General features: G+C 41.0%; 22 protein-coding genes. 5 read left to right on the forward strand and 17 right to left on the reverse strand.

Annotation, left to right across the window (positions count from 1 at the left end; genetic code table 11):
• Nucleotides 1-4: 4 nt before the first annotated feature.
• The 11 genes from araD to J2S05_RS08285 all read right to left on the reverse strand — a co-directional run bounded on the left by araD (nucleotide 5) and on the right by J2S05_RS08285 (nucleotide 12,235).
• On the reverse strand, nucleotides 5-697 hold the full coding sequence (gene araD / locus J2S05_RS08235) for an L-ribulose-5-phosphate 4-epimerase (RefSeq protein WP_306981717.1): 693 nt from the start codon (nucleotides 695-697) through the stop codon (nucleotides 5-7).
• 52 nt (nucleotides 698-749) lie between these two features.
• Nucleotides 750-1,862, reverse strand: coding sequence for a multiple monosaccharide ABC transporter permease (gene mmsB / locus J2S05_RS08240; RefSeq protein WP_370873633.1), 1,113 nt, complete (start codon nucleotides 1,860-1,862; stop codon nucleotides 750-752).
• Between the two features lie 16 nt (nucleotides 1,863-1,878).
• Complete coding sequence (gene mmsA / locus J2S05_RS08245) at nucleotides 1,879-3,441, reverse strand: multiple monosaccharide ABC transporter ATP-binding protein (protein WP_306981721.1); 1,563 nt, start codon at nucleotides 3,439-3,441, stop codon at nucleotides 1,879-1,881.
• A 70-nt stretch (nucleotides 3,442-3,511) separates the two neighbouring features.
• The gene (gene chvE / locus J2S05_RS08250) at nucleotides 3,512-4,588 is read right to left on the reverse strand and encodes a multiple monosaccharide ABC transporter substrate-binding protein (protein ID WP_306981723.1); all 1,077 of its coding nucleotides are present in this window, start codon (nucleotides 4,586-4,588) and stop codon (nucleotides 3,512-3,514) included.
• A 334-nt stretch (nucleotides 4,589-4,922) separates the two neighbouring features.
• Nucleotides 4,923-6,422 (reverse strand): tripartite tricarboxylate transporter permease, encoded by a 1,500-nt coding sequence (locus J2S05_RS08255; RefSeq protein WP_306981725.1) that lies wholly within the window; start codon nucleotides 6,420-6,422, stop codon nucleotides 4,923-4,925.
• Between the two features lie 12 nt (nucleotides 6,423-6,434).
• Nucleotides 6,435-6,893 carry a tripartite tricarboxylate transporter TctB family protein gene (locus tag J2S05_RS08260; RefSeq protein ID WP_306981727.1) on the reverse strand — a complete coding sequence of 153 codons (459 nt, stop codon included), beginning with the start codon at nucleotides 6,891-6,893 and terminating at the stop codon, nucleotides 6,435-6,437.
• A 15-nt stretch (nucleotides 6,894-6,908) separates the two neighbouring features.
• Complete coding sequence (locus J2S05_RS08265) at nucleotides 6,909-7,895, reverse strand: tripartite tricarboxylate transporter substrate binding protein (RefSeq protein ID WP_306981729.1); 987 nt, start codon at nucleotides 7,893-7,895, stop codon at nucleotides 6,909-6,911.
• Nucleotides 7,896-7,907: 12 nt separating this feature from the next.
• A complete protein-coding gene (locus tag J2S05_RS08270; protein ID WP_306981731.1) occupies nucleotides 7,908-9,077 on the reverse strand; it encodes a mandelate racemase/muconate lactonizing enzyme family protein in 1,170 nt (389 codons plus the stop codon).
• Nucleotides 9,078-9,095: 18 nt separating this feature from the next.
• Nucleotides 9,096-10,553 (reverse strand): alpha-ketoglutaric semialdehyde dehydrogenase GucD, encoded by a 1,458-nt coding sequence (gucD, locus tag J2S05_RS08275; RefSeq protein WP_306981732.1) that lies wholly within the window; start codon nucleotides 10,551-10,553, stop codon nucleotides 9,096-9,098.
• 16 nt (nucleotides 10,554-10,569) lie between these two features.
• Nucleotides 10,570-11,487 carry a dihydrodipicolinate synthase family protein gene (locus J2S05_RS08280; protein ID WP_306981734.1) on the reverse strand — a complete coding sequence of 306 codons (918 nt, stop codon included), beginning with the start codon at nucleotides 11,485-11,487 and terminating at the stop codon, nucleotides 10,570-10,572.
• Nucleotides 11,488-11,548: 61 nt separating this feature from the next.
• Nucleotides 11,549-12,235, reverse strand: a complete 687-nt coding sequence (locus J2S05_RS08285; RefSeq protein ID WP_306981735.1) for a GntR family transcriptional regulator — start codon at nucleotides 12,233-12,235, stop codon at nucleotides 11,549-11,551.
• A 254-nt stretch (nucleotides 12,236-12,489) separates the two neighbouring features.
• On the opposite strand from J2S05_RS08285, the gene J2S05_RS08290 reads away from it, so the two are divergent.
• Nucleotides 12,490-12,675 (forward strand): BshB3 potential contributor to bacillithiol synthesis, encoded by a 186-nt coding sequence (locus J2S05_RS08290; protein ID WP_306981738.1) that lies wholly within the window; start codon nucleotides 12,490-12,492, stop codon nucleotides 12,673-12,675.
• A gap of 55 nt (nucleotides 12,676-12,730) precedes the next feature.
• Here the strand turns inward: J2S05_RS08290 and J2S05_RS08295 are convergent, their stop codons facing one another.
• Nucleotides 12,731-13,567: a class II fructose-bisphosphate aldolase gene (locus J2S05_RS08295; protein ID WP_306981740.1), complete on the reverse strand. Its 837-nt coding sequence runs from the start codon at nucleotides 13,565-13,567 to the stop codon at nucleotides 12,731-12,733.
• Nucleotides 13,568-13,724: 157 nt separating this feature from the next.
• Between J2S05_RS08295 and J2S05_RS08300 the strand changes: the two genes are divergently transcribed.
• Genes J2S05_RS08300 through J2S05_RS08315 form a run of 4 tightly spaced genes read left to right on the forward strand, consistent with a single transcriptional unit; the run spans nucleotide 13,725 to nucleotide 18,373 of the window.
• A complete protein-coding gene (locus J2S05_RS08300; protein WP_306981741.1) occupies nucleotides 13,725-14,570 on the forward strand; it encodes a MurR/RpiR family transcriptional regulator in 846 nt (281 codons plus the stop codon).
• Between the two features lie 59 nt (nucleotides 14,571-14,629).
• Nucleotides 14,630-15,994 carry a GntP family permease gene (locus J2S05_RS08305; RefSeq protein ID WP_306981742.1) on the forward strand — a complete coding sequence of 455 codons (1,365 nt, stop codon included), beginning with the start codon at nucleotides 14,630-14,632 and terminating at the stop codon, nucleotides 15,992-15,994.
• A 46-nt stretch (nucleotides 15,995-16,040) separates the two neighbouring features.
• On the forward strand, nucleotides 16,041-16,943 hold the full coding sequence (garR, locus tag J2S05_RS08310) for a 2-hydroxy-3-oxopropionate reductase (protein WP_306981744.1): 903 nt from the start codon (nucleotides 16,041-16,043) through the stop codon (nucleotides 16,941-16,943).
• The gene (locus J2S05_RS08315; RefSeq protein ID WP_370873619.1) at nucleotides 16,943-18,373 is read left to right on the forward strand and encodes a four-carbon acid sugar kinase family protein; all 1,431 of its coding nucleotides are present in this window, start codon (nucleotides 16,943-16,945) and stop codon (nucleotides 18,371-18,373) included. Before garR ends, J2S05_RS08315 begins: the two co-directional genes overlap by 1 nt.
• A gap of 252 nt (nucleotides 18,374-18,625) precedes the next feature.
• On the opposite strand, the gene J2S05_RS08320 is transcribed toward J2S05_RS08315, so the two are convergent.
• From J2S05_RS08320 to J2S05_RS08340, 5 genes are all read right to left on the reverse strand, one after another.
• Nucleotides 18,626-19,444: an SGNH/GDSL hydrolase family protein gene (locus J2S05_RS08320; protein ID WP_306981746.1), complete on the reverse strand. Its 819-nt coding sequence runs from the start codon at nucleotides 19,442-19,444 to the stop codon at nucleotides 18,626-18,628.
• A 162-nt stretch (nucleotides 19,445-19,606) separates the two neighbouring features.
• Complete coding sequence (locus J2S05_RS08325; RefSeq protein ID WP_306981749.1) at nucleotides 19,607-20,953, reverse strand: D-serine ammonia-lyase; 1,347 nt, start codon at nucleotides 20,951-20,953, stop codon at nucleotides 19,607-19,609.
• Between the two features lie 173 nt (nucleotides 20,954-21,126).
• Nucleotides 21,127-22,356: an L-lactate MFS transporter gene (locus J2S05_RS08330; RefSeq protein WP_306981751.1), complete on the reverse strand. Its 1,230-nt coding sequence runs from the start codon at nucleotides 22,354-22,356 to the stop codon at nucleotides 21,127-21,129.
• A gap of 120 nt (nucleotides 22,357-22,476) precedes the next feature.
• Nucleotides 22,477-23,217 (reverse strand): LytR/AlgR family response regulator transcription factor, encoded by a 741-nt coding sequence (locus tag J2S05_RS08335; protein ID WP_306981753.1) that lies wholly within the window; start codon nucleotides 23,215-23,217, stop codon nucleotides 22,477-22,479.
• A complete protein-coding gene (locus J2S05_RS08340) occupies nucleotides 23,214-24,884 on the reverse strand; it encodes a sensor histidine kinase (protein ID WP_306981754.1) in 1,671 nt (556 codons plus the stop codon). The genes J2S05_RS08335 and J2S05_RS08340 overlap by 4 nt, the downstream gene beginning before the upstream one ends.
• Between the last annotated feature and the right edge of the window lie 27 nt (nucleotides 24,885-24,911).

The following is a 24,911-nucleotide window of genomic DNA, read 5'->3' on the forward strand; positions in this document are numbered from 1 at the left end:
TCCTTTATTTTTGCTGACCATAATAAGCATGCTTCCCGTGCTTCCGTAGAAAGTGCTTATCCAACAATTCCTGTTGCATACTGCCCGCTTGTGGATTAATGGCAATCGTAGACGTAGCCATTTTTGCCGTTTCTTCAAGCACGACTGCATTATGCAAAGCCTCCATTGCATCTTTGCCCCAAGCGAACGGTGCGTGAGCATAAACTAAGACACCTGGTACATGGTCATAACGATTTTCTTCAAACGTTTCTACTATGACGTGACCAGTCTCTGCCTCATAAGCTCCTTGAATCTCCTTTGCCGTCATTGGCCGTGTACACGGGATTTCCCCATAAAAATAATCAGCATGAGTGGTTCCGAAAGCCGGAATTCCTTTTCCTGCTTGAGCCCAGCTTGTTGCATGCGGAGAATGGGTATGCACAATGCCACCGATCTCAGGAAACGCTCGATAAAGGACTACATGAGTTGGCGTATCAGATGAAGGATTTAAATCACCCTCCACCACATTGCCTGATAAATCCACAACCACTAGATCCTCTTTCGTTAACACGTCATATTCAACACCACTCGGCTTAATGACAACCAGACCACTTTCACGGTCAATGCCACTGACATTGCCCCATGTGAAGGTCACCATACCGTGTTTAGGCAGTGCTAAGTTTGCTTCTAATACTTGTTCCTTTAATTCATTCAGCATATTTATCCTCCTTCACTTTGTTATACGTATAAGTTAGTGCAATAAGAAGCGATTAAGATCGCTTCTTATTCATAATGTCGAAAGCTACTGCGGCAAGCAGAACAAGTCCTTTGATCGCTTGCTGCCAATCAATACCTAAACCAAGAATAGACATTCCATTGTTCATTACTCCCATGACCAATCCACCTATAACAGCTCCAATAATGGAACCCACACCTCCATAAGCCGAAGCTCCACCTATGAAACTCGCTGCAATGGCATCGAGTTCAAATAGATTCCCTGCACGAGGAGTGGCAGCATTCAAACGAGCTGCAAAGATTAGGCCAGATAAAGCCGCTAGAACACCCATATTGACAAACACCATAAAGGTTACTCGTTTTGTTTTAATACCAGATAGGGAAGCTGCTTTTTCATTTCCCCCCACCGCATAAATGTGGCGTCCAATCACGGTCTTCTTCATCACAAATGAATAGAAAGCAATGAGGATAATAAGTAAGATCAGGATATTAGGAATACCACGGTAATCCGCTAGAATATACGTAAAAGCCCCGATTACAGCTACCATCCCTGCAATCTTTAAGAAGAATAGTGTCTTAGGAAGTGGGTCAAAACCATTTTTGATTTGTTTTCTTCTAGCTCGTAGTTCTAACAATACTAAACTGACAATAAGCACAATCCCAATGACTAGAGAAAACAAATGAATGGCGTCACCATTAAACACGTCTGGCAAAAATCCTGCGCTAAGTTGCTGAAAAGCTGGTGGAAATGGAGCAATAGACTGCCCTTGAAGCATAATCAGCGTAATACCCCGGAAGATCAGCATGCCAGCAAGTGTGACAATAAAGGCTGGGATCTTCACATACGCTACCCAAAAGCCTTGCCATGCCCCAACGATTGCTCCCATTAACAAACAAAGAACAACAGTGAAAAATGGATCCATATTCATCTGAATCATAAGAATGGCGGACAAGGCTCCAATAAAAGCCGCGATGGACCCTACCGATAAATCTATGTGCCCCGTAATAATCACTAGAACCATTCCAATAGCAAGGATCAGGATGTAACTATTCTGTAAAATGAGATTAGTAATATTAAGAGGCTGTAATAATACGCCATCTGTTAAGACTTGAAACAAGAGCATGATTAAAAGCAAAGCAAAGGTCATACTATACTGCCTAATATTATTTTGGACGATTGTAAGAAATGTCTTCACGAGTTGCCACCTCCTTCGTCATCAATCTCATTAAATCTTCTTGATTCAACGAGTCACCCTGTACCTCTCCTGTTATATGGCCTTTATTCATCGCGTACACACGGCTGCACATACCGATTAATTCGGGCAGCTCTGAAGAAATCATGATGATCCCTTTGCCTTTTTCCGCTAACTCTTGAATAATTGTGTAGATTTCATATTTTGCCCCTACATCAATTCCTCTGGTCGGTTCATCAAGAATTAAGACATCTGGATCTGAGAAAATCCACTTGCTCAAGACTACTTTTTGTTGATTTCCTCCACTTAAATTTCCCGTTTCCTGCTGAATTGTCGGCGTTTTTATTCTCATTTTCTTTCGAAATTCTTCTGCTACTTTTACTTCATCTACTTCACGGATAATTGATTGACTCGACAATTTATTTAAACTTGCTAAGGAGATATTTTCTTTCACATCGTTCATTAAAATTAGTCCATACGATTTTCGATCTTCCGTTGCATAAGCCAAACCTGATTTAATCGCATCACTGACGGATGAGAATGAGGTATCGTTACCATTCAAAGTGAGACTTCCACTTATCTTTGACCCATACGCACCACCAAACATACTCATTGCAAGCTCCGTACGCCCCGCTCCCATGAGTCCGGCAATCCCAACAATTTCACCTTTTTTCACGTGCAGTGCGGCATCATAAATAATCTGTCGGTCTCTTTGAATAGGATGATAGACATTCCAATTCTTGATTTGAAGAATCGTTTCGCCAGGCTTGGTCTCATAATCCGGGAATCGATTCGAAAGGCTGCGGCCAACCATTCCTTTAATAATTCTGTCTTCCGTGACCTCTTCTGCTTTAACATCTAATGTTTCAATGGTCTGTCCATCACGAATGATCGTGACTTCGTCCGCTACTTGTTTAATCTCATTTAGTTTATGAGAGATGATAATAGAGGTAATGCCTTCTTGCTTTAACTCAATTAGCAGGTTTAATAGGTTCTGACTGTCCGTTTCGTTTAAGGAAGCGGTCGGCTCATCAAGAATCAGAAGCTTTACATTTTTTGCAAGAGCTTTAGCAATTTCAACAAGTTGCTGTTTGCCGACACCAATATGCTTGATTTTTGACTGAACGGACTCGGACAGATTCACTTTTTTTAGGAGTCTCTCAGCTACCTTTGTTGTCTCATCCCAATCTACAATGCCAAAACGACCACGTTCATGACCGAGGAATATGTTTTCTGAGATCGTTAATTCCGGGATTAGCGCAAGCTCTTGATGGATTATAGCAATTCCTTTTTCCTCACTTTGCTTAACATCTTTAAACATACAGAGTTCCTGATGAAAATAGATTTCACCCTCATAGCTCCCGTACTCATATACTCCACTTAATACCTTCATAAGCGTTGATTTACCTGCTCCATTTTCACCACAAAGCGCATGAATTTCGCCTTGTTTCACTTGTAAATTGACACGATCGAGAGCTTTCACACCAGGAAACTGCTTTGTTATGTTCTTCATATCTAGAAGAATGTCTGCCATGGCCTTTCTCTCCCTTTTTAGAAGCACGGTCCATTTAGTCAGATGAAATGGACCGCTCTACGAGTTGATGTTAGTTAAGCTGATCTTCTGTGTAGTAACCACTATCAATAAGCAATTCTTCATAGTTATCAACATCAACAACAACAGGTGTTTCTAAAAAGGAAGGAACAACTTTGACATTATTATCGTATGTCTCGGTATCATTGACTTCCGGTTCTTCATCATTAAGCACAGATTCCGTCATTTCAACGGCCTTTTCAGCAAGAACTCTTGTATCCTTAAAGACTGTCATGGCTTGCTCTCCCGCAACGATGGCATTTACAGACGGAACATCTGCATCTTGACCTGTAATAATTGGCATATCCTCAGCCGTATAGCCTACGCTTTTTAAGGAAGCAAGCACACCAATACTCAATAGATCAGCTGGTGCAAGGACTGCATCTAACTCCTCGCCACCTCCATAATTCGAGCTTAATAGATTATCCATTCGGCTTTGTGCAGTGGCACCATCCCAACGAAGAATTGAAATTTGGTTAAAGTCTGTCTGTCCACTACCTACAACAAGCTTGCCTTCATCTAAATAAGGCTGCAGCACAGACATCGCACCATTAAAAAAGAAATGAGCATTGTTGTCGTCTGGCGAGCCGGCAAATAGCTCAATATTGAATGGGCCCTCTTCATTTTCTAGATCTAGTTGATCTATAATGTATTGTCCTTGCAAAACCCCTACTTCAAAATTATCGAACGTTGCGTAGTAATCGACATGTTCAGAATTCATGATTAAGCGATCATAAGAGATGACAGGAATCCCCTCTGCATTCGCACTTTCCAGCACACTGGTTAACGCTTCACCATCAACGGCTGCAATAACAAGTGCATCAACGCCCACTGTAATCATATTTTCAATTTGTGAGATCTGATTTTCTACAACATCCTCAGCATATTGAAGCTCCGCCTTATATCCCAGATCTTCAAAATAGGAGACCATATTATCCCCATCTGCAATCCATCGCTCTGATGATTGAGTAGGCATTGAGATACCAACTGTTGTCTCCTCTCCTCCTTCACCACCTGAACTTCCCTCTGAACATGCCACCAATACGACACCAGTAATCATAGCCATCCCTAACAATCCTAGCTTTTTCACAAACTCATCCCCCTCAAATGGCTGCCTAACAAATGATAGCGCTATCATTTATGCGGACATATTTACTTCCATCATTGAATGAATCGATTCATTACCAAACTAGTACGTACAACTAATATAAATCCATCAAACAAAAATTACAATAACGAAACATAAATAAATTTCGACAAAGCGATCCGGAAACAAGCTCTATCATCAGATATTATGTTTGTTTTAATGAACTTATACCGGCTTGTAAGCTCTATTTTTTCTGTTTGAATGTATCACTGGTTGGAAGGATCATCGCACTTCACTTTCCTACAACACTAAAAAAACAACCTCTGGCTAGAGGTTGTCATAGGTTCAGTGAGTGATCATCATTTCTAGTTTTCTTCTCTTTGATCTCACTTCTTAATGTAAATGCTACACAAGCCACCCCAGCTAGAATAAAGAGCGCTGAAATAGGATTTGTAAAGAAATCAACAGCGTTACCTGAGGTCATTAAGGCTCTACGCATATAGGTTTCAAGTAAGGGTCCAAGGATAAACCCTAATATCATTGGAGCAATAGGAAATCCATTCCGTACTAAAAAGAATCCAACGACCCCAAACAGAATCATAACCCAAATATCAAAAATTGAACTGTTTGTCGTATAGGCACCCACAACCGTCAACACAAAAATAACTGGAAATAGGTACTGCTTAGGAACAGTTAATACGCGTGTAAATAATTTCATACCAAATAATTGAAAAAGAAATACAAAGATCATAGCCACAAAGAAAGCGATAAATACGACATTCACAATATGAGGATTACTAGTAAAAAACAACGGACCTGGCTGAAGACCATGAACCATAAATCCACCTAAAAGGATAGCCGTAACCGTATCTCCTGGAATCCCTAATGATAACATTGGAATAAGTGACCCACCGACACTTGCTGTATTGGCAGACTCGGAAGCATAGATGCCTTCTGGAGCCCCTTTTCCAAACCGTTCTGATGATTTCGATGCCTGCTTCGCTTGAGCATAAGCTACTAAATTAGAGGTTCCACTGCCCAAGCCAGGCAAGATCCCGAAGGCAATTCCTATGAGGGAGGAGCGTAATAAGTTCCACCCATTCTTAATGATTTCCACTAGCGAGAAAGCAAATCCTTTTGCCTTCAGATCAATTTTTTGGCTCTTAGAATCCCCAAGAATTTCAATTAAGATCTGAGAGATAGCAAACAGCCCCATAATAAGCGGTAATAATTCAAATCCACCTTTTAACTCAAGAATACCTACTGTATAACGTTGCAATCCATCAATAGGTGCGAACCCTACTAAACCAGCAGCTAGTCCTAAAAAACCGGCCGTAATCCCTTTTAACATACTCCCCTTTGCTAAGACAGCAACAAGAGATAATGCAAAGAAAATCAGCGCAAAAAATTCAAATGGCCCCATTTGTACGGCAAGACGAGAGATTACAGGTGAAATGGTGACAAGCGCGATAAAGCTTAAAGCACCACCAACTAATGAGGCGATAACACCTATACCAAGTGCACGCAGCGGCTCCCCATTCTTTGACATAGGATAGGCATCAAATGTAGTGGCGATAGACGATGGTGTTCCGGGAATTCCAAGCAATGTCGACGCAACCAGACCACCTGAAACCCCTCCTAAATGCAAACAAATGAGAAAGGCAATTCCGGGTACAGGGTCCATACCAAAGGTAAAAGGAACAAATAAAGCCATCCCCATCGTTGCGGTTAATCCTGGTACAGTTCCAAATATCAATCCAACCAAAACGCCAAGCGCCATAAGTAGGATGACAAAAGGAGTTAATGCTTCATTTAAACTTTGTACTAAAACATCCATTTTGCCCCTCCTTTATAGAAGCCCAGCTGGTAAGATCACATTCAGTAGTTGTGAGAACACCACATAAATGATAGCGGTTACAACTATTCCATTGGTTACACTTTTCCAAATTGTAGCTTTGCTTTTCTGATCTGTAAGATACCATGTTAAAAAGCTTAGAAACAAAAAGGTACTAATCAAATACCCTAGAACGTTAAACAGCAGGGCATAAAGAACCAATGCAATGAAACTTACAACCATACGCTTGCTATTTTTGTTCAACGAGAATGTAACTGGTTTTGCGCCCTTACCTTTGTAGAAAACTAAGCCTAGTCCGCATGCCATTAAAGCAATGGAAACAACCCTTGGAAGCAAGGTAGGACCTGGATCATCGGCAAGCATCATAAAAGACATGGTTAACGTATTCAAAAACATCAGCAGACCGAGTATCGCAATCACGATTCCCATCACTCGTTCTTGTGTTACATTCATACCTATCCCGCCTTATCACTGGATATCAGAAAACAGTTCATCTGCAATAAGCTGAGCTTTCTCCATTTCTTCTTGTGAGAAAACAGTGGTTTCTTCAGCGTCCATTAACGTATGCTGTTGAAACGTTTTCTGTAATTCTTCATTATAAGCTTCATCCTCGGCAAGCTTTTCCGTTGCTTCATTCCACATTTGGACAATCTCTTCTGGCATGTCTGGAGGTCCATATAGAGAGTGAACAATAGGGAATTGAACATCATAACCTTGCTCAACTGTTGTCTCAAGCTCTGGAGCAAGCTCATCTCGTTCTTCGGATAGTACACCAAGCGCTTTAAAGTCACCAGATTCGATATAACTTAAAACATTTCCAACCCCAGTAACCGCCAAATCAATCTGACCACCTAATAGACCCGTCATACGATCTGACTCACTTCCTACATCCAAAATCTTGATATCTGTATCTGTTTCAATTCCTAATAGCTCACCCATAAAGTGAGTCGTCCCTCCAATTTGAGAGCCGTAAATCACTTCATTAGGATTCTCCTTAGCAAACTCCACTAAATCATCAAGTGTATCAAAGGGGGAATTTGCGCTTACTACAAAGACTTGATTTACAGAGGAGTAGGTGCCAATCGCGGTTAATTCATTTGTATTGTGCTCAAGCTGACGAACAGCGTGACCCGTATGAAGAGCTTGGTGATGAAAGAGTAAGTTATAGCCCGTTTTATCTGAAGAGCGAACATTTTCAAATGCTAATGCACCGCCGGCTGTAGCTTGATTTACGATGACAATATTGGCTCCGAGGTACTTAGGTAAGTGTTTGGCCATCACTCTTGCTGCTGTATCGGTCTGACCACCTGGGCTCGCTGGAACATAGATCTCTATCGTTTGATTTGGATAGGCTTCTATATCTGTGACAGTTGCCTGTTTCCCTTCTGAAGAGGAACAGGCAGCGAGAAATAGAAGAACCATCCCAACCGCTGCCATCTTCCCTTTCTTCCGCATGAGCTTCCCTCCCTATCCTCTCGTTTGGGACGTTCGATCCTGAAGCTGATGTACAGAAACATCTCCCCAGCTTAAGTCAGGTACACGGTATTTTTCGATCTTATTCCAATCAAGATCAACACCAATTCCAGCAATGTTGCGATCAGGTAATCTGAGGTAACCGTTTTCATAACTGATTTTTTGAGTCACGATATCATCAATGTACAGTTCTGGTCCAGTTGGATCGGATGTGTAATTTAAATGAGGCAAGGCGCTTCCAAAATGAGCCATGGCCGATGTCCCAATTGATAGTTCCTGAGTCGTTCCGATGAGCACACTTTTTCCAGCCACTTCTGCTGCATACGCGGCTTTTCTTGCTGCAGTAAGACCGCCGATGAAAACAGGAGCGATATTAAATATATCAACAGAGTCCTTTTTGATCATTTCATACTGCTGCCTTGGGCTCCAAACATGCTCACTAATCGGAAACTCACACTGCAAACGGAAATGGTTTAACCCTTCAAAGTCATTCCAATATGCTGGACTCTCAACCAATTCAAAACGATATTTAGCTAAACGTCTTGTTGCTCTAAGCGCATCCTTCCAATCTAGCAAGTGACTGAAATCCAACGATTTAATCGTCACCTTGTCACCAAATTCAGAATAAACTCGGTCTAAAAAGGCTTCATCTGCATCGACATTCTTTCCTACATACAAGCGGAACGTATCAAAGCCCTGTTCAAGTCTGCCTCTCACAACTTCGATATTTTCTTCTACTTCATCTATGAAACGATGGCGGAAGATCGGATAGCAGACTTTAAATTTCTCTCGTTGACGTCCGCCTAACAAATCAGACATAGAGACACCAAGGAATTTTGAGCACACATCATACAAAGCTGTGTCTACTCCATTCCGGATGAAGCTGCCTTTTTCATAATAATAAAGAGCTTGTGGAAAATTCAGATCCAATTCGCGATTGATATCGGCTGTATCAAACGGGTTCTTTCCAATAAGAATAGAATCAAGAGTCGCCTCTAGGTCCTTCATGTCTACTGAATAGCGTGGAAGATGTGAGAAATCGGACATTTCGCCGATTCCCACCGCTCCTTCATCCGTTTCAAGCTGGACAATAACATGCTTATTCACAAAACCAGTGTGTCGTGGAACACCTACTGCCGTTAACTTTACTTTTGAAATCTTCATCTCTTTTCCCCCTTATGATTATCCTTTGATAAAGACTGTTTTTACTTCTGTAAAGAACTCAATAGCAGCTGTTCCTTGTTCACGGGAATGCGAGCTAGACTGCTTCATTCCACCAAACGGTGCCTGTAATTCAACACCTGCGCTCTCAGCATTCACTCGAACTAATCCTGCATCCACTTCTTCTATAAAGGTCATCATACGCGCGATATTCTTAGTGAAAATGGACGCACTTAAACCAAATTTCGTATCATTTGCGACTTCAATCGCTTCCTCTAAACCATCTACCTTGATTAAAGCCAAGACTGGACCAAAGATTTCTTCCTGTGCAATGCTCATCTTGGTGTCAACCTCATCAAAGATTGCAGGCTCTACATAATAACCATCAGCCAATCCATCTTCTTCTAAGCGGCGGCCTCCAAAAATGAGTTTGGCTCCTTCTTCTTTTCCTTTGTTAATGTAAGAAAGAACGGTATCTAACTGACTTGCACTTACACTTGGTCCCATCCAGCTATCTGCATCAAGACCATCTCCTACCTTCAGCTCACTCACTTTAGACACAAGCTTTTCTTTAAACTCTTCATAGATAGCCTGATCAACAATGACGCGGCTTGTTGCTGTACATTTTTGCCCCGTCGATTTTAGTCCACCGCTAATTGTTGCTTCAACGGCCAAGTCTAAATCCGCATCGTCAGCCACAATGACCGGGTTTTTCCCACCCATCTCAAGTTGATATTTTCCACCTCGAGCGAGTACGGCTTGACCAACCTGTTGACCCACACCATCAGATCCTGTAAAGGTAATTCCATCAACATGTGTATGATCCGCCAACCCTTGACCTATAACCGAACCAGATCCAGTTATGAAGTTAACAACACCCTTTGGAAATCCAGCTTCAGCAAAACATTCGATTACTTTGGCAGCTGTTATAGACGCTTCGGACGCTGGCTTTAATACCACTGCATTTCCGTATATAAGTGCCGGTGCCATCTTCCAAATAGGAATAGCAACTGGAAAGTTCCAAGGTGTAATGACGCCAACCACACCAAGAGGTTTTCTTGTTGTATACATAAACGCACCTGGATCTGTTGAAGGAATAACATCTCCTGTTTTTCTTAAGCCTTCTCCCGCATAATACCTAAGAATAGCGACACCTCTAGCCGTTTCTCCTTTTGCTTCTGGAAGGGTTTTACCCATTTCCTTCGTCATCGTTGCCGCTACATCATCAATTCTTGATTCTAAGATATCAGCCACTTTATATAAGAAGCTCCCACGAGTAGCACCTGTTTCTTTGCGCCATAGCTTTTGTGCCTCTGTTGCGGCTTGGATAGCTGAATCTACATCTTGTGCTGTTGATTTCTGAAACGTCCCAACTACTTCTTTTGAATGTGCTGGATTCAGACTTTCTCCCACATCTCCTGAAGAACCATCTACCCACTCACCATTAATATAATTTCCGAATTTCACTGCATCTGCCATTCTCTACACCGTCCTTCTACAAGTTTTGTGTTGTTTTAAGTCCCCATGTTTCAAGTAAGGCTTCTACTTCTGCATGATCAGCTTCATTTAAAGCAGCTACAGGTTCACGTGTTTTACCTGCTGTTAAGCCAACAGCTTCCATCGCTTCCTTAATCACCACTACATTATTGCCATTGTTGTACTTGGCACGTAACTCTTCGAATGGTAGAACGTATTCCCACACATCCCACGAGGTCTTGTGATCGTTTGCTCGTAGGGCTTCAAGTAGCTCAAATGATTTACTCGGTAAGATATTCACTAGCCCGGATGTAAAACCTACTGCCCCTGCATTCCAATAATAAGGAGCCCATTTTTCTGCTGTTCCACAAATCCACGCAATGTTATGAGAAGTAGGAACTTCTCGTACAAGTTTGGTAAAACGCGGCAGATCATTAATGGCGTATTTAACACCTACCAATTTTTCTAAAGGAGCTAGTTCTTTCAAGACATCATCTGATACATTAGGATCTTTAAAATAAACAAGAGCTGGGAGGTCTACTTGCTCAATAATTGATTTGAAATACTGAGTAGCTCCGTTAGATGTAATATAAGGGTGAACCGGCATATGGATCATGACAGCATCTGCCCCTGCTTCTTTTGCATAGTTCCCAAGCTCTACAGCGGTTGGCACAGCATATCCAATCCCTGCGACAACAAGTGCTCTGCCATTTACATACTCTACAACTCTTCTAATCTCTTCTTTTGCTTCTTCAATAGATAAAGCATAGAATTCACTTGTGTTTCCACAAGGTACAACGACCTCTAGCTCATGCTCAATTAAGTAATTAATATTCTCTTTAACACCTTCCCAATTCACACTTAGGTCATCATGAAAAGCAGTAATAGGAATGGCCGATATTGTTTCTAACTTTTTTGCAAAAAGTTGATAATCCATCATTTTCCTCCTTTAATGAATGCGCTGTCATTTTCTTGTTGAGTAGAGGCGTGCACCTCTATCAATCCTTCTGTGTCGATAAAATAAATTCTGTCGTTCGCAAGATATGCTGTTTCATTAATTGTTCTGCTTGATCTGGATCTCTATTTTTTATTGCTTCAAAAATGGCTTCATGCTCTACGTAACCTTCAATGACTTCTTTATTAAATGAAAGAGCTCTTTTTCTGAAAGCATGGTCGAATGCCTTCACATTATCTAAAATATTCTTAATCATTGCATTCTCGGCATGTTGAACAATCATTTCGTGAAAGGCTGAATTTTGCTCTACCAATGCCTCTGTATTATTTTCTTCTTTTAGTAGTTGCATCTTTTCTACTTGTTTTTCTAATAATTCTAAATCCGACTCTGACATTTTCATTGCAGCTAATCGACAGCAAAGTCCTTCTATTGATGCTCGAAGTAATAGAATTTCTTCAATCGATGTATTGGCATATTCAGATACGTACGTCCCCTTACGTGCAACGGTTTTGACAAACCCTTCGTTGCCAAGAATACGGAATGCCTCTTTAATAGGTGTAGTACTAATACCCATAAGCTGTGAAAGCTCTCTTTCTTTTAAATGATCTCCAGGTAAGAAATATCCACTCACTATGGCTTCTTTGATCTTTTCTACGGCGATCTCACGTAAGGATTTTACACTTTCTATTCCAGAACTAAAAAAATCCTGTGCATGCGGTTGCTTTTTCATAGGTGCTCCTCCATAGATATCTGATATATCAAATACTATAGACGTAGCCTATCCCTGTCAACTTCGCACTTGCTGCATGTACTAAGAAAGCGAACCCCCTCTCAATCGATCTAATGAATCTGATATATCAGATATTATATTTATAATAATCGTAGTGAAGCGAATGTGTCAATACTTAAACAAAATAATTAAGCGCTTACAGAAAAGCTTTATTTCTATTATAGTTAACATAGTATGGTCACCAAGGAGGCATCATGGTTTTTCTACTCGTTTTTACTGGCTTCATTTGCTTAGCAGGCTTAGTGATTACCTTAATTTATATAAATGTTACGGATCACTCGTATAGTAGTGAAAAAAGCTTCACTAACCTTTCGTGGATGTATCTAGTTCTTGTGCCAATCGCCATTTTAATTGTGATTGTTTTAGCTTTTTTATTGTAGATCTATATAAAAAACGAAGCGGCTATCAAGCCACTTCGTTTTTTTTGTAACTCGTTCAATTGTTTTGATAGGTTCGAATGACCTTCTCCATATGTGAGACCATTTGCTTTTGGGCTTCTGTCATTACAGTACTTAAGTGTGCATTTGCATCTTTCTTGACTACATCCGCAATTGCTTGAACGGCTGTAAGTGAGATTTCTGTATTCACATTAATCTTTCTAATCCCACGATTAATTGCTTGAAGGACTTGGTCCTCTGGAGTTCCAGATCCGCCATGTAAAACGAGTGGAATTTCAATCTTCCTTGAAATCTCCTCTAGAAGCTCTAACTGAAGCTTCGGCTCCCCTTTGTACATACCATGAACCGTTCCGATTGAAGCGGCAAGAAAATCTACACCGGTTTCTTTTACAAACTGAACAGCTTCATCCGGATCAGTTAATCGACCATCCCCTTCTTCTTCATCAGAGAAGTCCCCTTTTTCCATTGAACCAATTTCGGCCTCAACATACACGCCCTTAGCATGAGCCAGCTCAACTACTTCTCTCGTAAGCCTAATGTTCTCTTCTAATGAATGGGGTGATCCATCAAACATAACAGACGAAAATCCAGCATCAATTGCTCGTTTAATTGTGTCAATTTCATAGCTGTGATCTAAGTGAAGAGCTACTGGAACACTTGCTAACTCAGCATATTTGATTGTAAATGCCGCAAACGCTTCCAAGTTCATGTAGTCTTTATACCGTTCTCCGTAAGCAATTAATACCCCTTGATTGACTCGTTCTGCTGCTTGTATAGCTGCTTGAACCGTTTCCGCATTGTAACAATTAAATGCTGCAATGGCTACGTTATCTTTTTCCGCTTGAGTTAATAAGTCCTTTGTTGAAACAAACATAAAACCCCTCCGTAAATGTAGTTTTATTACATTAATCACTATAATAACGCTATATTCGACAATTTTCAACCTGATTTATGTAGTAAAACAAATAAAAACTCTTGTGTAAGCGTTTGTCATGTAGTAATATTACTACGAACATGGAGGTGGTTAATCGTTGTCCAGTTTTCAGCAACGTATAGAACAGAAAAAAAATTCCATTACAGCATCTGAACAAAAGATTATTAATCAACTGAATCAACACGATAAACCTTTCTTACTGTCGATGAATGAGTTATCACTCTTAAGTCAGGTAAGCGAGCCGAGTGTTGTCAGGTTATATCGTAAGCTTGGGTACGCAAGCTATCAAGAATTAAAGGTTGCCCTAGCCCAAGAGCTAGCTGAGTCCAAATCAACCTCAACAGACAGCCATGACATTCAGATTGGAGACCAAGCCGATGTGGTTTTCGAAAAAATATCAGATCAGATTTCATCTGCGCTCTCAATGACAAAAGATACATTAAATGTAACGACCATAGAACAAGCAGTATTCGCGTTGCAAAAGGCTAAACGACTTTACTTCTTTGGTCAGGGACTTTCAGGAACGATTGCAGAGGATGGCGCGCATAAATTTATGCGTTTAGGTGAAACGATTCTTTCTGTTAAGGATCCACATTATCAAGCCATTTACGCAAGCCATATGAATGAACAAGATGTCGTCATTGCTATTTCTCACTCCGGTGAAACCGTTGACATTATTGATGTAATAGATATTGCCAAAAGCAATGGAGCACAGGTAATCGTCATTACATCTAATCGCAACACAACTCTAGCAAGCATGGCAAATTACTTGCTATTAACTCAAGCTGCCGAAACGAATCAACGCTCGGATGCGATGGTTTCACGTATTGTTCAGCTCGCTTTAATTGATACGTTATATACAAGGATCGTTTCCTTGGGAGGAGATCAGCTGATTAGCAAAGTGAATCAATCCAGATTAGCTGTTACTCGAATGAAGAAATAATGCTAGATATGAAAACGCTCTTACCACATAAATATGAACGTAACTTGAGGTGATGCATTATGCTAACAGGAACAGGATTGATCATAGGTTTTGTTGCCGCTTTAATTGTATTGTTTATCTTAATCATTAAATTCAAATGGGATGCTTTTATCTCTTTATTAGTTGTTGCGATTGGGATCGGGTTGATGTCTAACATTACGGTTAGAGATCTTCCTGGTGTGATTGCCGATGGGTTCGGAGGGACTCTAGCAGGTGTCGGAATCTTGATAGGTCTCGGCATAATCTTTGGACAATTTCTTGCTTCTTCTGGAGCAATTGAAAAAATTGCTTCATCTATGATTAAAGCTTTTGGTGTTAAACGTTCACCTCTTGCTCTATCAGCAACAGCAACAACAGTAGCCATTCCCGTATTTTTTGATGCTGCTTTTATCATCTTGAATAAATTGGTTCAAAGCTTATCAATTAAAACGAAAATTTCATTAGCTACATTTGTAGCCATTCTAGCGATCGGATTGATTGTGTCTCACAGCTTAATCATTCCAACACCAGGTCCACTCATTGTGGCCGATAATACAAATTCAGATATCGGTATCTTTTTCCTTTACGGATTACTTGTAGCCATTCCAGCTACATTAGTTGGTGGTGTACTTTACGGACGATTTATCGGGAAACGAATTCCTGATGGCGATCGTTTAAGTGATGTCACTGAGGATCTTGAAGAAGTGCAGCAAGACTCAACAAAAAAAGAAATTCCAACATGGATTGCCTATGCCATGTTAGCTTTACCCATTGTTTTAATTTTATCGAATACGTTGATGAACGTTGTGTTTATAAATAACCCAGAACATATCATCCCAACTTTCTTTGCCTTTATCGGGGATAAAAACACAGCCTTATTGATTAGTGTCATTGTTGCGCTATTTGTTTTCAAACCTTATATGAAAGAAGATTCAAAGACGATTATGACTCAAGCCTTTGAATCCTCCGGTATGATCCTTCTGATTACCGGTGCAGGTGGTGCGTTCGGGAAAGTCGTTCAAGAAACAGGAATTGGTGACTTGCTCATCAATATGATGCAAGGTGTGAATATGCCTGTTCTCCTACTAGCTTTCTTATTTGCACAGCTTCTTCGCGCAGCCTTAGGAAGTGCAACTGTAGCCCTTATTACCACATCAACAATTTTAGGACCAATGGCCGCTGAACTTGGCGCATCTCCTGTGTTACTTGGACTTGCGATTTGTGCAGGTGGTATAGGGTTATCCCTTCCAAACGATTCCGGATTCTGGGTTGTGAGTAAATTTGGTCGCTTATCCATGATGGAAACTTTACGCGTTTGGAGTTTAGGTGGATTAATTGCCGGACTTACAGCACTTGGTTTTATTTACTTCCTGACCATGTTCCAAAATTATTTACCAGGATTATAGAACACATTAGAGAGAAACTACATTTTCAAAAAGGATGGAGATCTATATGAACAAACGAGTTGGATTTATCGGATTAGGTATTATGGGAACACCAATGGCAAGAAACTTAATTCAAAAAGGGTTTTCTGTGACCGTATTTGACTTAAACACAGCAGCTGTTGATCAATTAGCCTCAGAGGGAGCACTATCCGCTTCATCAGGAAAAGAAGTTGCCCAGCAAAGTGATTGCGTCATTACAATGCTTCCTAAAGGAGAGCATGTACGAATGGCTGTGTTTGGAGAAAATGGGGTAATGGCAGGGTCCTCAGAAGGATTAGTCATTGTCGATATGAGCTCGGTCTCCCCTGTTGATTCGAGAGAAATGGCCATTTTAGCTGAAGCGAAAGGTGTTCATTTCCTTGATGCACCAGTAAGTGGTGGCGAGCCAAAAGCGATTGATGGCACACTTGCAATTATGGTCGGAGGTCCAGAAGCTCAATTTGAAAAAGTGAAACCCGTACTTGAGGCCATGGGTACAGATATTGTACTTGTTGGTGATAGTGGGTGCGGAACGACGGCAAAGCTCGCTAATCAAATCATCGTGAACCTGAATATTGCAGCTGTTTCAGAAGCGTTAGCACTCGCATCTAAAGCTGGCATTGATATTGAAAAGATGTACCAAGCCATTCGTGGAGGCTTAGCTGGTAGTACGGTTATGGATGCAAAAATTCCAATGATCCTTGACCGCAACTTTAAAGCAGGCGGACGAGTTGATATTAATATGAAAGACCTAACAAATGTGATGAACACGGCTCATGAATTATCTGTTCCGCTTCCGCTATCAAGTCAGCTTCTTGAAATTTTCCATTCATTAAAAGCCGATGGAAAAGAAGCTCTTGATCATGCAAGCATTGTGCAGCATTACGAAAAAATGGCTAACGTAGTTGTTGAGAGAAAGGAGCAAAACTAATGCAAACGCAAAACGCATCTGAGTTACTAGCCAACATCCCTTCTATAGATAGAGATATGGTTCAAACAAAACTTACGGATGAACTAACAAATTCACCTTACAAAATCGTTGTCCTTGATGATGATCCAACCGGTATCCAAACTGTTCATGGTGTCTCTGTGTATACGGACTGGACAACCAATTCAATCCAAGCGGGTTTTCGTGAAGAGAATAAGATTTTCTTTCTCCTAACAAACTCTCGTGGATTTACTTCCGCTGAGACCATCACAGCTCATACAGAAATTGCAGAACGCGTACAAGCTATTTCTGAAGAAGAAGGCGTTCCTTATGTGTTAATCAGCCGAGGTGATTCAACCCTTCGTGGCCATTACCCTTTAGAAACAGTTACATTAAAGAATGCGATTGAAGCAGCCTCTACTACAACTTTTGATGGAGAAGTGATCATGCCCTTCTTCAAAGAAGGTGGACGCTTAACGATTGAAAATGTTCATTATGTCCAATATGGAGAGAACCTTGTTCCAGCTGGAGAAACAGAATTCGCCAAAGACCGTACGTTTGGATTTCAAGCTTCTCACCTAGGTGAATGGGTAGAAGAAAAGACCAAAGGTGAGTTCAAGAAAGACGATTCTATTTACATCACGCTTGAAACGTTACGTGCAGGAGATGTTGAAGCGATTAAGAATCAACTCCTTTCTGCTAAAGGATTCCAAAAAATTATTGTAAATGCTGTAGACTACGTGGACGTTGAAGTTTTTGTTACGGCCTTCCTACAGACGTTAAAAGAAGGCAAACACTTCCTATGCAGAAGCGCTTCTGCATTAACGAAAGTCATTGGTGGTGTATCCGACAAAGCCCTTTTAACACGTGATGAATTAATTACAGAAGATACAGGACACGGTGGCCTCATCGTCGTCGGCTCACACGTACAAAAAACAACAGAGCAGTTGAATCATTTAATTGAGAGTCATTTAGTTGAAGCCATCGAATTTGACGTGCACCTTGTATTAAATGAAGAGAAATTTGTTCATGAAATCGAACGGGTCCGCACATCTATAGAAGAACTGATCTCTGCTGGAAAGTCCGTTGTTTATTATACAAGACGTGAGCGCCTCGACCTTGGTGAGAACCGCCAAGAAGAAGAGCTCCAGCTTGCTATTAAAATCTCGGATGCGGTAACAAGCATCGTCAGTGACTTAACCGTTCGCCCTAACTACATCATTGCAAAAGGTGGCATTACCTCAAGCAGCGTTGGTACAACTGGACTTTCAGTCAAACGTGCTGATGTCGCAGGACAAATCAAACCCGGTATACCTGTCTGGAAAACGGGAGCAGAGAGCAAGTTCCCAGGCTGCGCCTACATCGTATTCCCAGGAAACGTAGGACAAGCCGAAACGTTAAAAGAAGCGGTAGAAGTATTAGAAGGTAAGTAAATGTGAATTCGAAAAGCCGCAGGGGTAAACTCCTGCGGCTTTTTATTATAACTGAGAGCATTTTTGTAATACTCGTTTCAAAAAATCTTTTCGTTCAACCAATGAAGCGATTTCAAGGAACTCTCCTTCTTGATGAGCCTTGCCGCCAATGGGCCACCCAAAATTCTTGCCCGACTTCCTTTATACTTTCAATGGTACCAATGAAAAATAAATCAAAACCCACCGTTTCACAATTGAAACGGTGGGTTCATCTTATAAAGATCGATCCTTATTTAAATAAATCATAAGCTTATCTGCCCAGATCTGATAGCCCAAATCATTTGGGTGCAACCCGTCATCCAACGTCATGTCTAACGTAAGATCTTGCTCTTCGATCTCATCCATCATCGCCGTATAGATATCAACATAATTCCAGCCATGACTCAGGATATAATTCTCGGTGCTCTCCAAATATTCTTGGTAAACTAACCCGATCTCATTATAGTCCGTATCCAGCTTTATCGTTGCTGGATTAGGAGAAGATAACAAAATCTTACTCGTCGGCAAGGCTTCTTGAACAAGTTCTACTGCTGTTTTGATCGCTTGATTTGACTCATCTAACGTTTCATTTTTACGATGACTATTTAGAATAGAGCTCTCTATGATCACAAAGTCAGGCATATCCTTAATTAGTTGGTCAAACCTCCCATTTTGAAGTAAGTTATCAATCGTTGCCCCATTGACACCATAGTTTAAAACATGGCTGCTCAACAAATCTTCATCTGTTTGTTGAATGGAAGCAAGCATGAGACTCGGCCAATTTTTTGCTTCTACGGATGCGCCCTTTCCATTCGTTACACTACTGCCAATTACAGCAATGGTTACTTGATCATGGGTCAGAGCCCAGTGATGTAAGTAATCAACATAGCTTACATCTCCATTTTCAGGATTTAACCTATCTAATTTTGTAGCCAATTCTTCGTCATCGGCCGCTATAGCTTGTGTATCTTTTGCTCCAATATTTTGAAATACATTAAGTATCAAAAGGGATATGCCAAGAATAGCAAGCATCGTCAATACAATTCGTTTCAAACTGACGCCTCCATCACACATATTTTCACACAATCATACCACATTCATCCCATTTTGATTCGTCTAATTTACTGAAATTGTGTCAGTTTTTGTTCCAAACGATAGGACCCCCATGTAAATAAACGTTTGTTTAACAAAAAAAGGCGCCCGTAGACACCTTCTCTAAGCTTGATGATCTTCCCATATTCTTTTTCCGATTTCATAATCCTTATTCATCTGTTCTACGGGAACCATACTGCCCCCTGTTGCCCACACTATGTGAACAGCGTTCTCCATTTGATGCTTTGGGAGATACGTCTGTCCCACTGAATCTGACGTTACCTGCAAGACCCCCGCCAAACTGGCAGCAGCGGAAGGTTCCAGATGAATATTCTCTGAATCAATAAGTAGAGCCTGAAGTTTATACAGCTCTTCATCATGGACCGTTGCAATGCCTGAGAGGAGCGGGTCCATTACTCTACCTACAAACCCTGAGGCTCGCCCCACTGCCAATCCATCAGCAATGGTTCGATTATCTAATCCAAAATCCTGTACGGAAACACCATCATGCTCACCCGTCATCATACCGAGCAGCATACAAGGGGAATGGATCGGTTCCACAAAGAAGCAATGTGCATGTTCACCAAAAACTAGCTTTAAGCCAAATGCTATCCCACCAGGACCTCCGCCAACCCCACAAGGCAAATAAACAAACAAAGGATGATCCGCATCTACTTGAATTTCCTGCTCATCCAGTTGCTTTTTCAATCGTAAAGCAGCTACGGCGTAACCAAGAAAAAGCGTTTCTGAGTTCTCATCATCAACAAAATGTATCTTAGGATCAGATTCTGCCTGCTTACGCCCAGCTTCAACGGCCTTACTGTAATCTGAATCATATTCTATGACTTCTACTCCCCTACTTCTAAGCAAGTCTTTTTTCCACAGTTTTGCATCAGAAGACATATGAACAGTTACTTGAAAGCCTAGCTTCGCTCCCATCACACCAATGCTTAGACCAAGGTTTCCAGTCGAACCAACTGCTATTTTATAAGAAGAGAAAAACTGCTGAAACGATTCATTTGCAAGGATAGAGTAGTCGTCATCTTGAATGAGCAAACCGTGCTCCATGGCCAAACTCTCCGCATGCGTTAACACTTCATAAATGCCACCACGCGCCTTAATCGAGCCTGAGATTGGTAGCTCATGATCTGCTTTTAACCAAAGGTCACCTACGATTGAGCAGATATAACGACGCTCTATCTCGGCTTGACCCGCTTTTATTCTTATTAAAGGAGATTCTACAATCCCTTTAGTCTTTTGTGTATCAGGAAACACCTTTGCTAGATACGGGGCAAAACGAGTTAGTCGCTGTTCTGCATCTTTGACATCTCTCTCAGTAAGAGATGAATGGACCGGACTCCGTTTATACTTAGGATTTAGCCACAACACTGGGTTACGTTTCGTTATTTGTTCAAGTAACGGAAAAGAACGCTCCCAATCGAGAATCTTCATCTTTTTATGTTCACGCATAGGCAAAAGAACACTCCTTGTGATCCTTAAATTGAAACAAACATGAACATCTAGTGTGCTCACGTTGATGTCTTTATCACTCGTATTATAAACCTCTTTTTACCTTCATGCATGATTCAAAATCAAAAAAGCAGAAAGAGCTTAATCGCTCTTTCTGCTTCTTCACTTCCGTATTAGTTATCCATTGCTACATGGCCCGCATGCTTTTCTTCTTTTTCTTTAACTTCTAATGCTTTCAAGCGTGGATTGCGTATCAGCACTGCTAGGATAAACGAGATGATACACATTGCTGCGATGACCATAAATGTTGGGACAAAACCACCCATGATAGTAAAGATAATCGAACCAGCAAGTGCACCAAAACCAAACCCTTGATAGATTACGCCATAGTTACGGCTTTGATTTTTCATTCCAAAGTAGTCAGATACGATAGCCGGGAAGATAGTAATATTCCCTCCAAAGCTGAAGGCAATGATGGCTACACAAGCAAAGAATAAGCCAAAGTTTAGTTCAGCAAAGCTTAGTACAGCTACAGCAAGGGCTGTTGCGAACAATGTTGCGGCGATAATATGCATACGTTCCATTTTGTCTGAGAGTGCACCAAGCACGACTCGTCCTGTTGTATTAAAAATCGCCACTAATGCTACAGCATTCGCTGCCGTTTGAGCATCGAGTCCAGCAAGAGTTTCACCAGCATCTTTGACAATCCCAATTAGGTACAAGCCGCTCATACACGCTGTAAAGAAAATGACGAACAGCATATATGCTTGCTTCGTACGCAGCATTTCTTTGACGTTGTAATCCTTTAATTGTTGATTCGTTTCAACGGTTGCACTGACTTTCGCTTCACGTACAAGCAGAGCACCACCTGCGATTAAGACAAGTGCACTAATGCCCCAAAGTAAGAAGGTTTGAGTCACTCCAAACGACGAAAGAAAGTATCCATTGATATAACGGAATAACAAGCTACCCGTACCAAATGCCCCTACAGAAATCCCTGATATTAAACCTTTGCGTTCAGGAAACCATTTAATAAGGTTAGATAAGGACGACATGTATGCTGTACCGTTTGCAAAACCAACAACGGCTCCAGCAAGAAGATATAGCATCCAAAGTGACGTAACAAATGAACTCAGCATGAGCCCTATACCAAGAGCTATACCTGAAAATACGAGCAACTTACGTATACCGATCCATTCTTGAATCTTCCCTGAAAATAATGTAGCGAATGCTAACGCAAAGCTTGTGATTGAAAAAGTAACAGTTACTGCATTTAGATTCCAGCCATTTAATTCGGCTAATGGTTGATTAAATAAACTCCATGTGTAAATCGTTCCCAAACCCATTTGAACGAGAACGGTTCCAAAAACGATCCATAGTCGGTTAGTCTTTGTTGTATTCATTCTTATTCCCCTCTTCCCATCCGGCGATGGTGGTCTATTTCTATAAGTAAAGTCTAGCACCGGATGATCGAGGTGTACGCAGCTTGGAATGAACTGCATGACATTCGGAATGAATCGTTTCTATAGGCGCATCATCTGTCTGAATTCTTTAGCTTTCCCACGACTGACAGGGATTTCGGCATCCAGATTCTGCAAACGAAGCAGGTAGGTATTATGAAACCAAGGCACGATTTCATGGATCTTTGTAACGTTGACGATATAGGAACGATGACATCGATAAAACACATCTTCAGGAACCTGCGATTGAAAAATAGAGATGGTCGACAGGATCGTATAGACTTCATCTTTGGTATAGACTGTTGTCTGTTTTTCATTTGCTTCCGCATAATAAATATCATCTTCATCTATGACATAGATCTTCTCATCCTTCCAGACATTAATACGTCCAGTCAGACTAGGGTTTGCCTTCCCATTTAATATAGCGTCTTCTTGTTGGTTTCTAGAGAAATGCGCCTCTAGCTTAGTAAGCATCGCAGCCACTCTTTTTTCACTATACGGTTTTAAAATATAGTCAAAAGCCTCTAGTTCAAAGGCTTTGGCCGCATGTTCTTTATACGCTGTTGTGAAGATGATAGCTGGTTTTGTCTCGAATTTACGGATATGACTGGCAAGCATCATTCCATCTAGAGAAGGAACATTAATATCTAAAAAGATCGCATCGGGTTCATGGTCTTGAAGGTATTTTAGTACATCCAGTCCGTCATCAAAGCAGCCCACGACTTCAATGTGACTGTGCGTATCAATTAAATACTGAAGCTCTTTTTGAGCGGGCATCTCATCTTCTACAATAATGGCCTTCATCGTTCATCCGTCCTTTTTGCTACATCAAAATAAATTTCTGTACCTGGATCTAACCTGCGAATGACTAACCCTTCGCCATAGATCAACTTAACTCGCTGATGCACGTTGGTTAAGCCAATAGACTTTGAGGAAACTTGATCAGAGTAAAGTTGATCAATAATACTTTGGCTGATGCCTACCCCTGTATCTTTAACCGTAATGCGGACCGTTTCGTCCCGATCTTCTACACGAATGGTCACTGCTCCATTCTGCTTGCCTTTTTGCACACCATGATTGATCGCATTCTCCACTAAAGGTTGGATTAAAAGACTCGGAATCCGCACATCCACTGGGTCAATCTCATAGTAGACCTTTAATTTATCACCAAAGCGCGCCTTTTCAATTTCAACATAATCCTGTACCTGCTCTATTGCTTGCGAGATTTCAATTCTTTCGTTTGTCACCTCAAGATTATAGCGAAGATAACCGGATAGATTGATAATTAATTCACGCGCATGAACCGGATCTGTGCGTGTGGTTGAAGCGATCGCATTTAGCGCATTAAACAGAAAATGAGGATTAATTGTCGCTTGAAGCGCCTTTAATTCTGCCTTCTCAGCACCGGCTCTAATTTGTTCAATGCGAGAAATCTCCATAAGTGTGGAGATGATCTGCGCTAGTCCTATAGCCATCGTCTGCAAAGAATCCGTAATCTTGTCTGCTTTCTGATAATAGATCTTTAACGATCCTGTGATCTCATTATGCTCCTTAAAAGGAATGATTAACAGACATTGGATCTGTGGTGTATGGTGATCAGCTACTTGATTACGAATCGTAATTTCTCCACTTCGAATAGATTGCTTCGTCAACTCACTGTTAATCTTACTTCCCGCTGAATATCGTTCCTCACCAAACCCAACGTAAGCAAGGACGTTATGTGTGTCAGTGATGGCTACTGCATCAGCTTCAATATCAACCTTAATTATTTCGCAGATTGTATGGAGGGAATCCTGATTAATAGACCGAAAGTACGGCAAGGTTTTATTCGCTATTTCTAAAGCCATCTTGGACTGTGTTGCAGCTACTCTTTCCTTTTCTCCTTCAATTTTAAGCACCATAAGAATGATAAGCCCAATACTTACTTCTCCAAGAATCATCGGAACAGCGATAATGGAAACGATCTCCATTCCAAGTTCTACTGGTTCTGCTAAGAGGAGGATGAGGCCCATTGTGACTATTTCACAAAACATACCTACCGCAATTCCTACCGTCCACCAGTTTTCCTTTTTCACTTTAAAATGAACAATACCCGCCATCACACCTGCTGTGATACTCGTAATTAAACACGGAATCGCTGTTACACCACCAATGTCGATGACGTACCGGTGAATCCCTGAGATCACACCCGTAATCACTCCAACCCATGGCCCAAATAAAATACCTCCAGCTACAATAGCAATTGTCCGCACATTCACAAGCGAACCTTCAACCTCAATCCCAGAATATGTACCAAACAAAGCAAAAGCACAAAAGACCACCGTCACAACGGACAGCTCACGTTTAGATGTAAGCTTGTCCTTTTGAAGAATCTCTCTAAAGCCAGGTATTTTCGTTAAAAAATATAAACAGATTAATAATAGCGCTGCACGTTCAAGTAAATGAATGAACATTTCAAGGTATGTGTTCATGATCGTCTCCTCTAAACTAATTTATTC

This window comes from Alkalicoccobacillus murimartini (assembly GCF_030813245.1).
Taxonomy (GTDB): domain Bacteria; phylum Bacillota; class Bacilli; order Bacillales; family Bacillaceae_D; genus Alkalicoccobacillus; species Alkalicoccobacillus murimartini.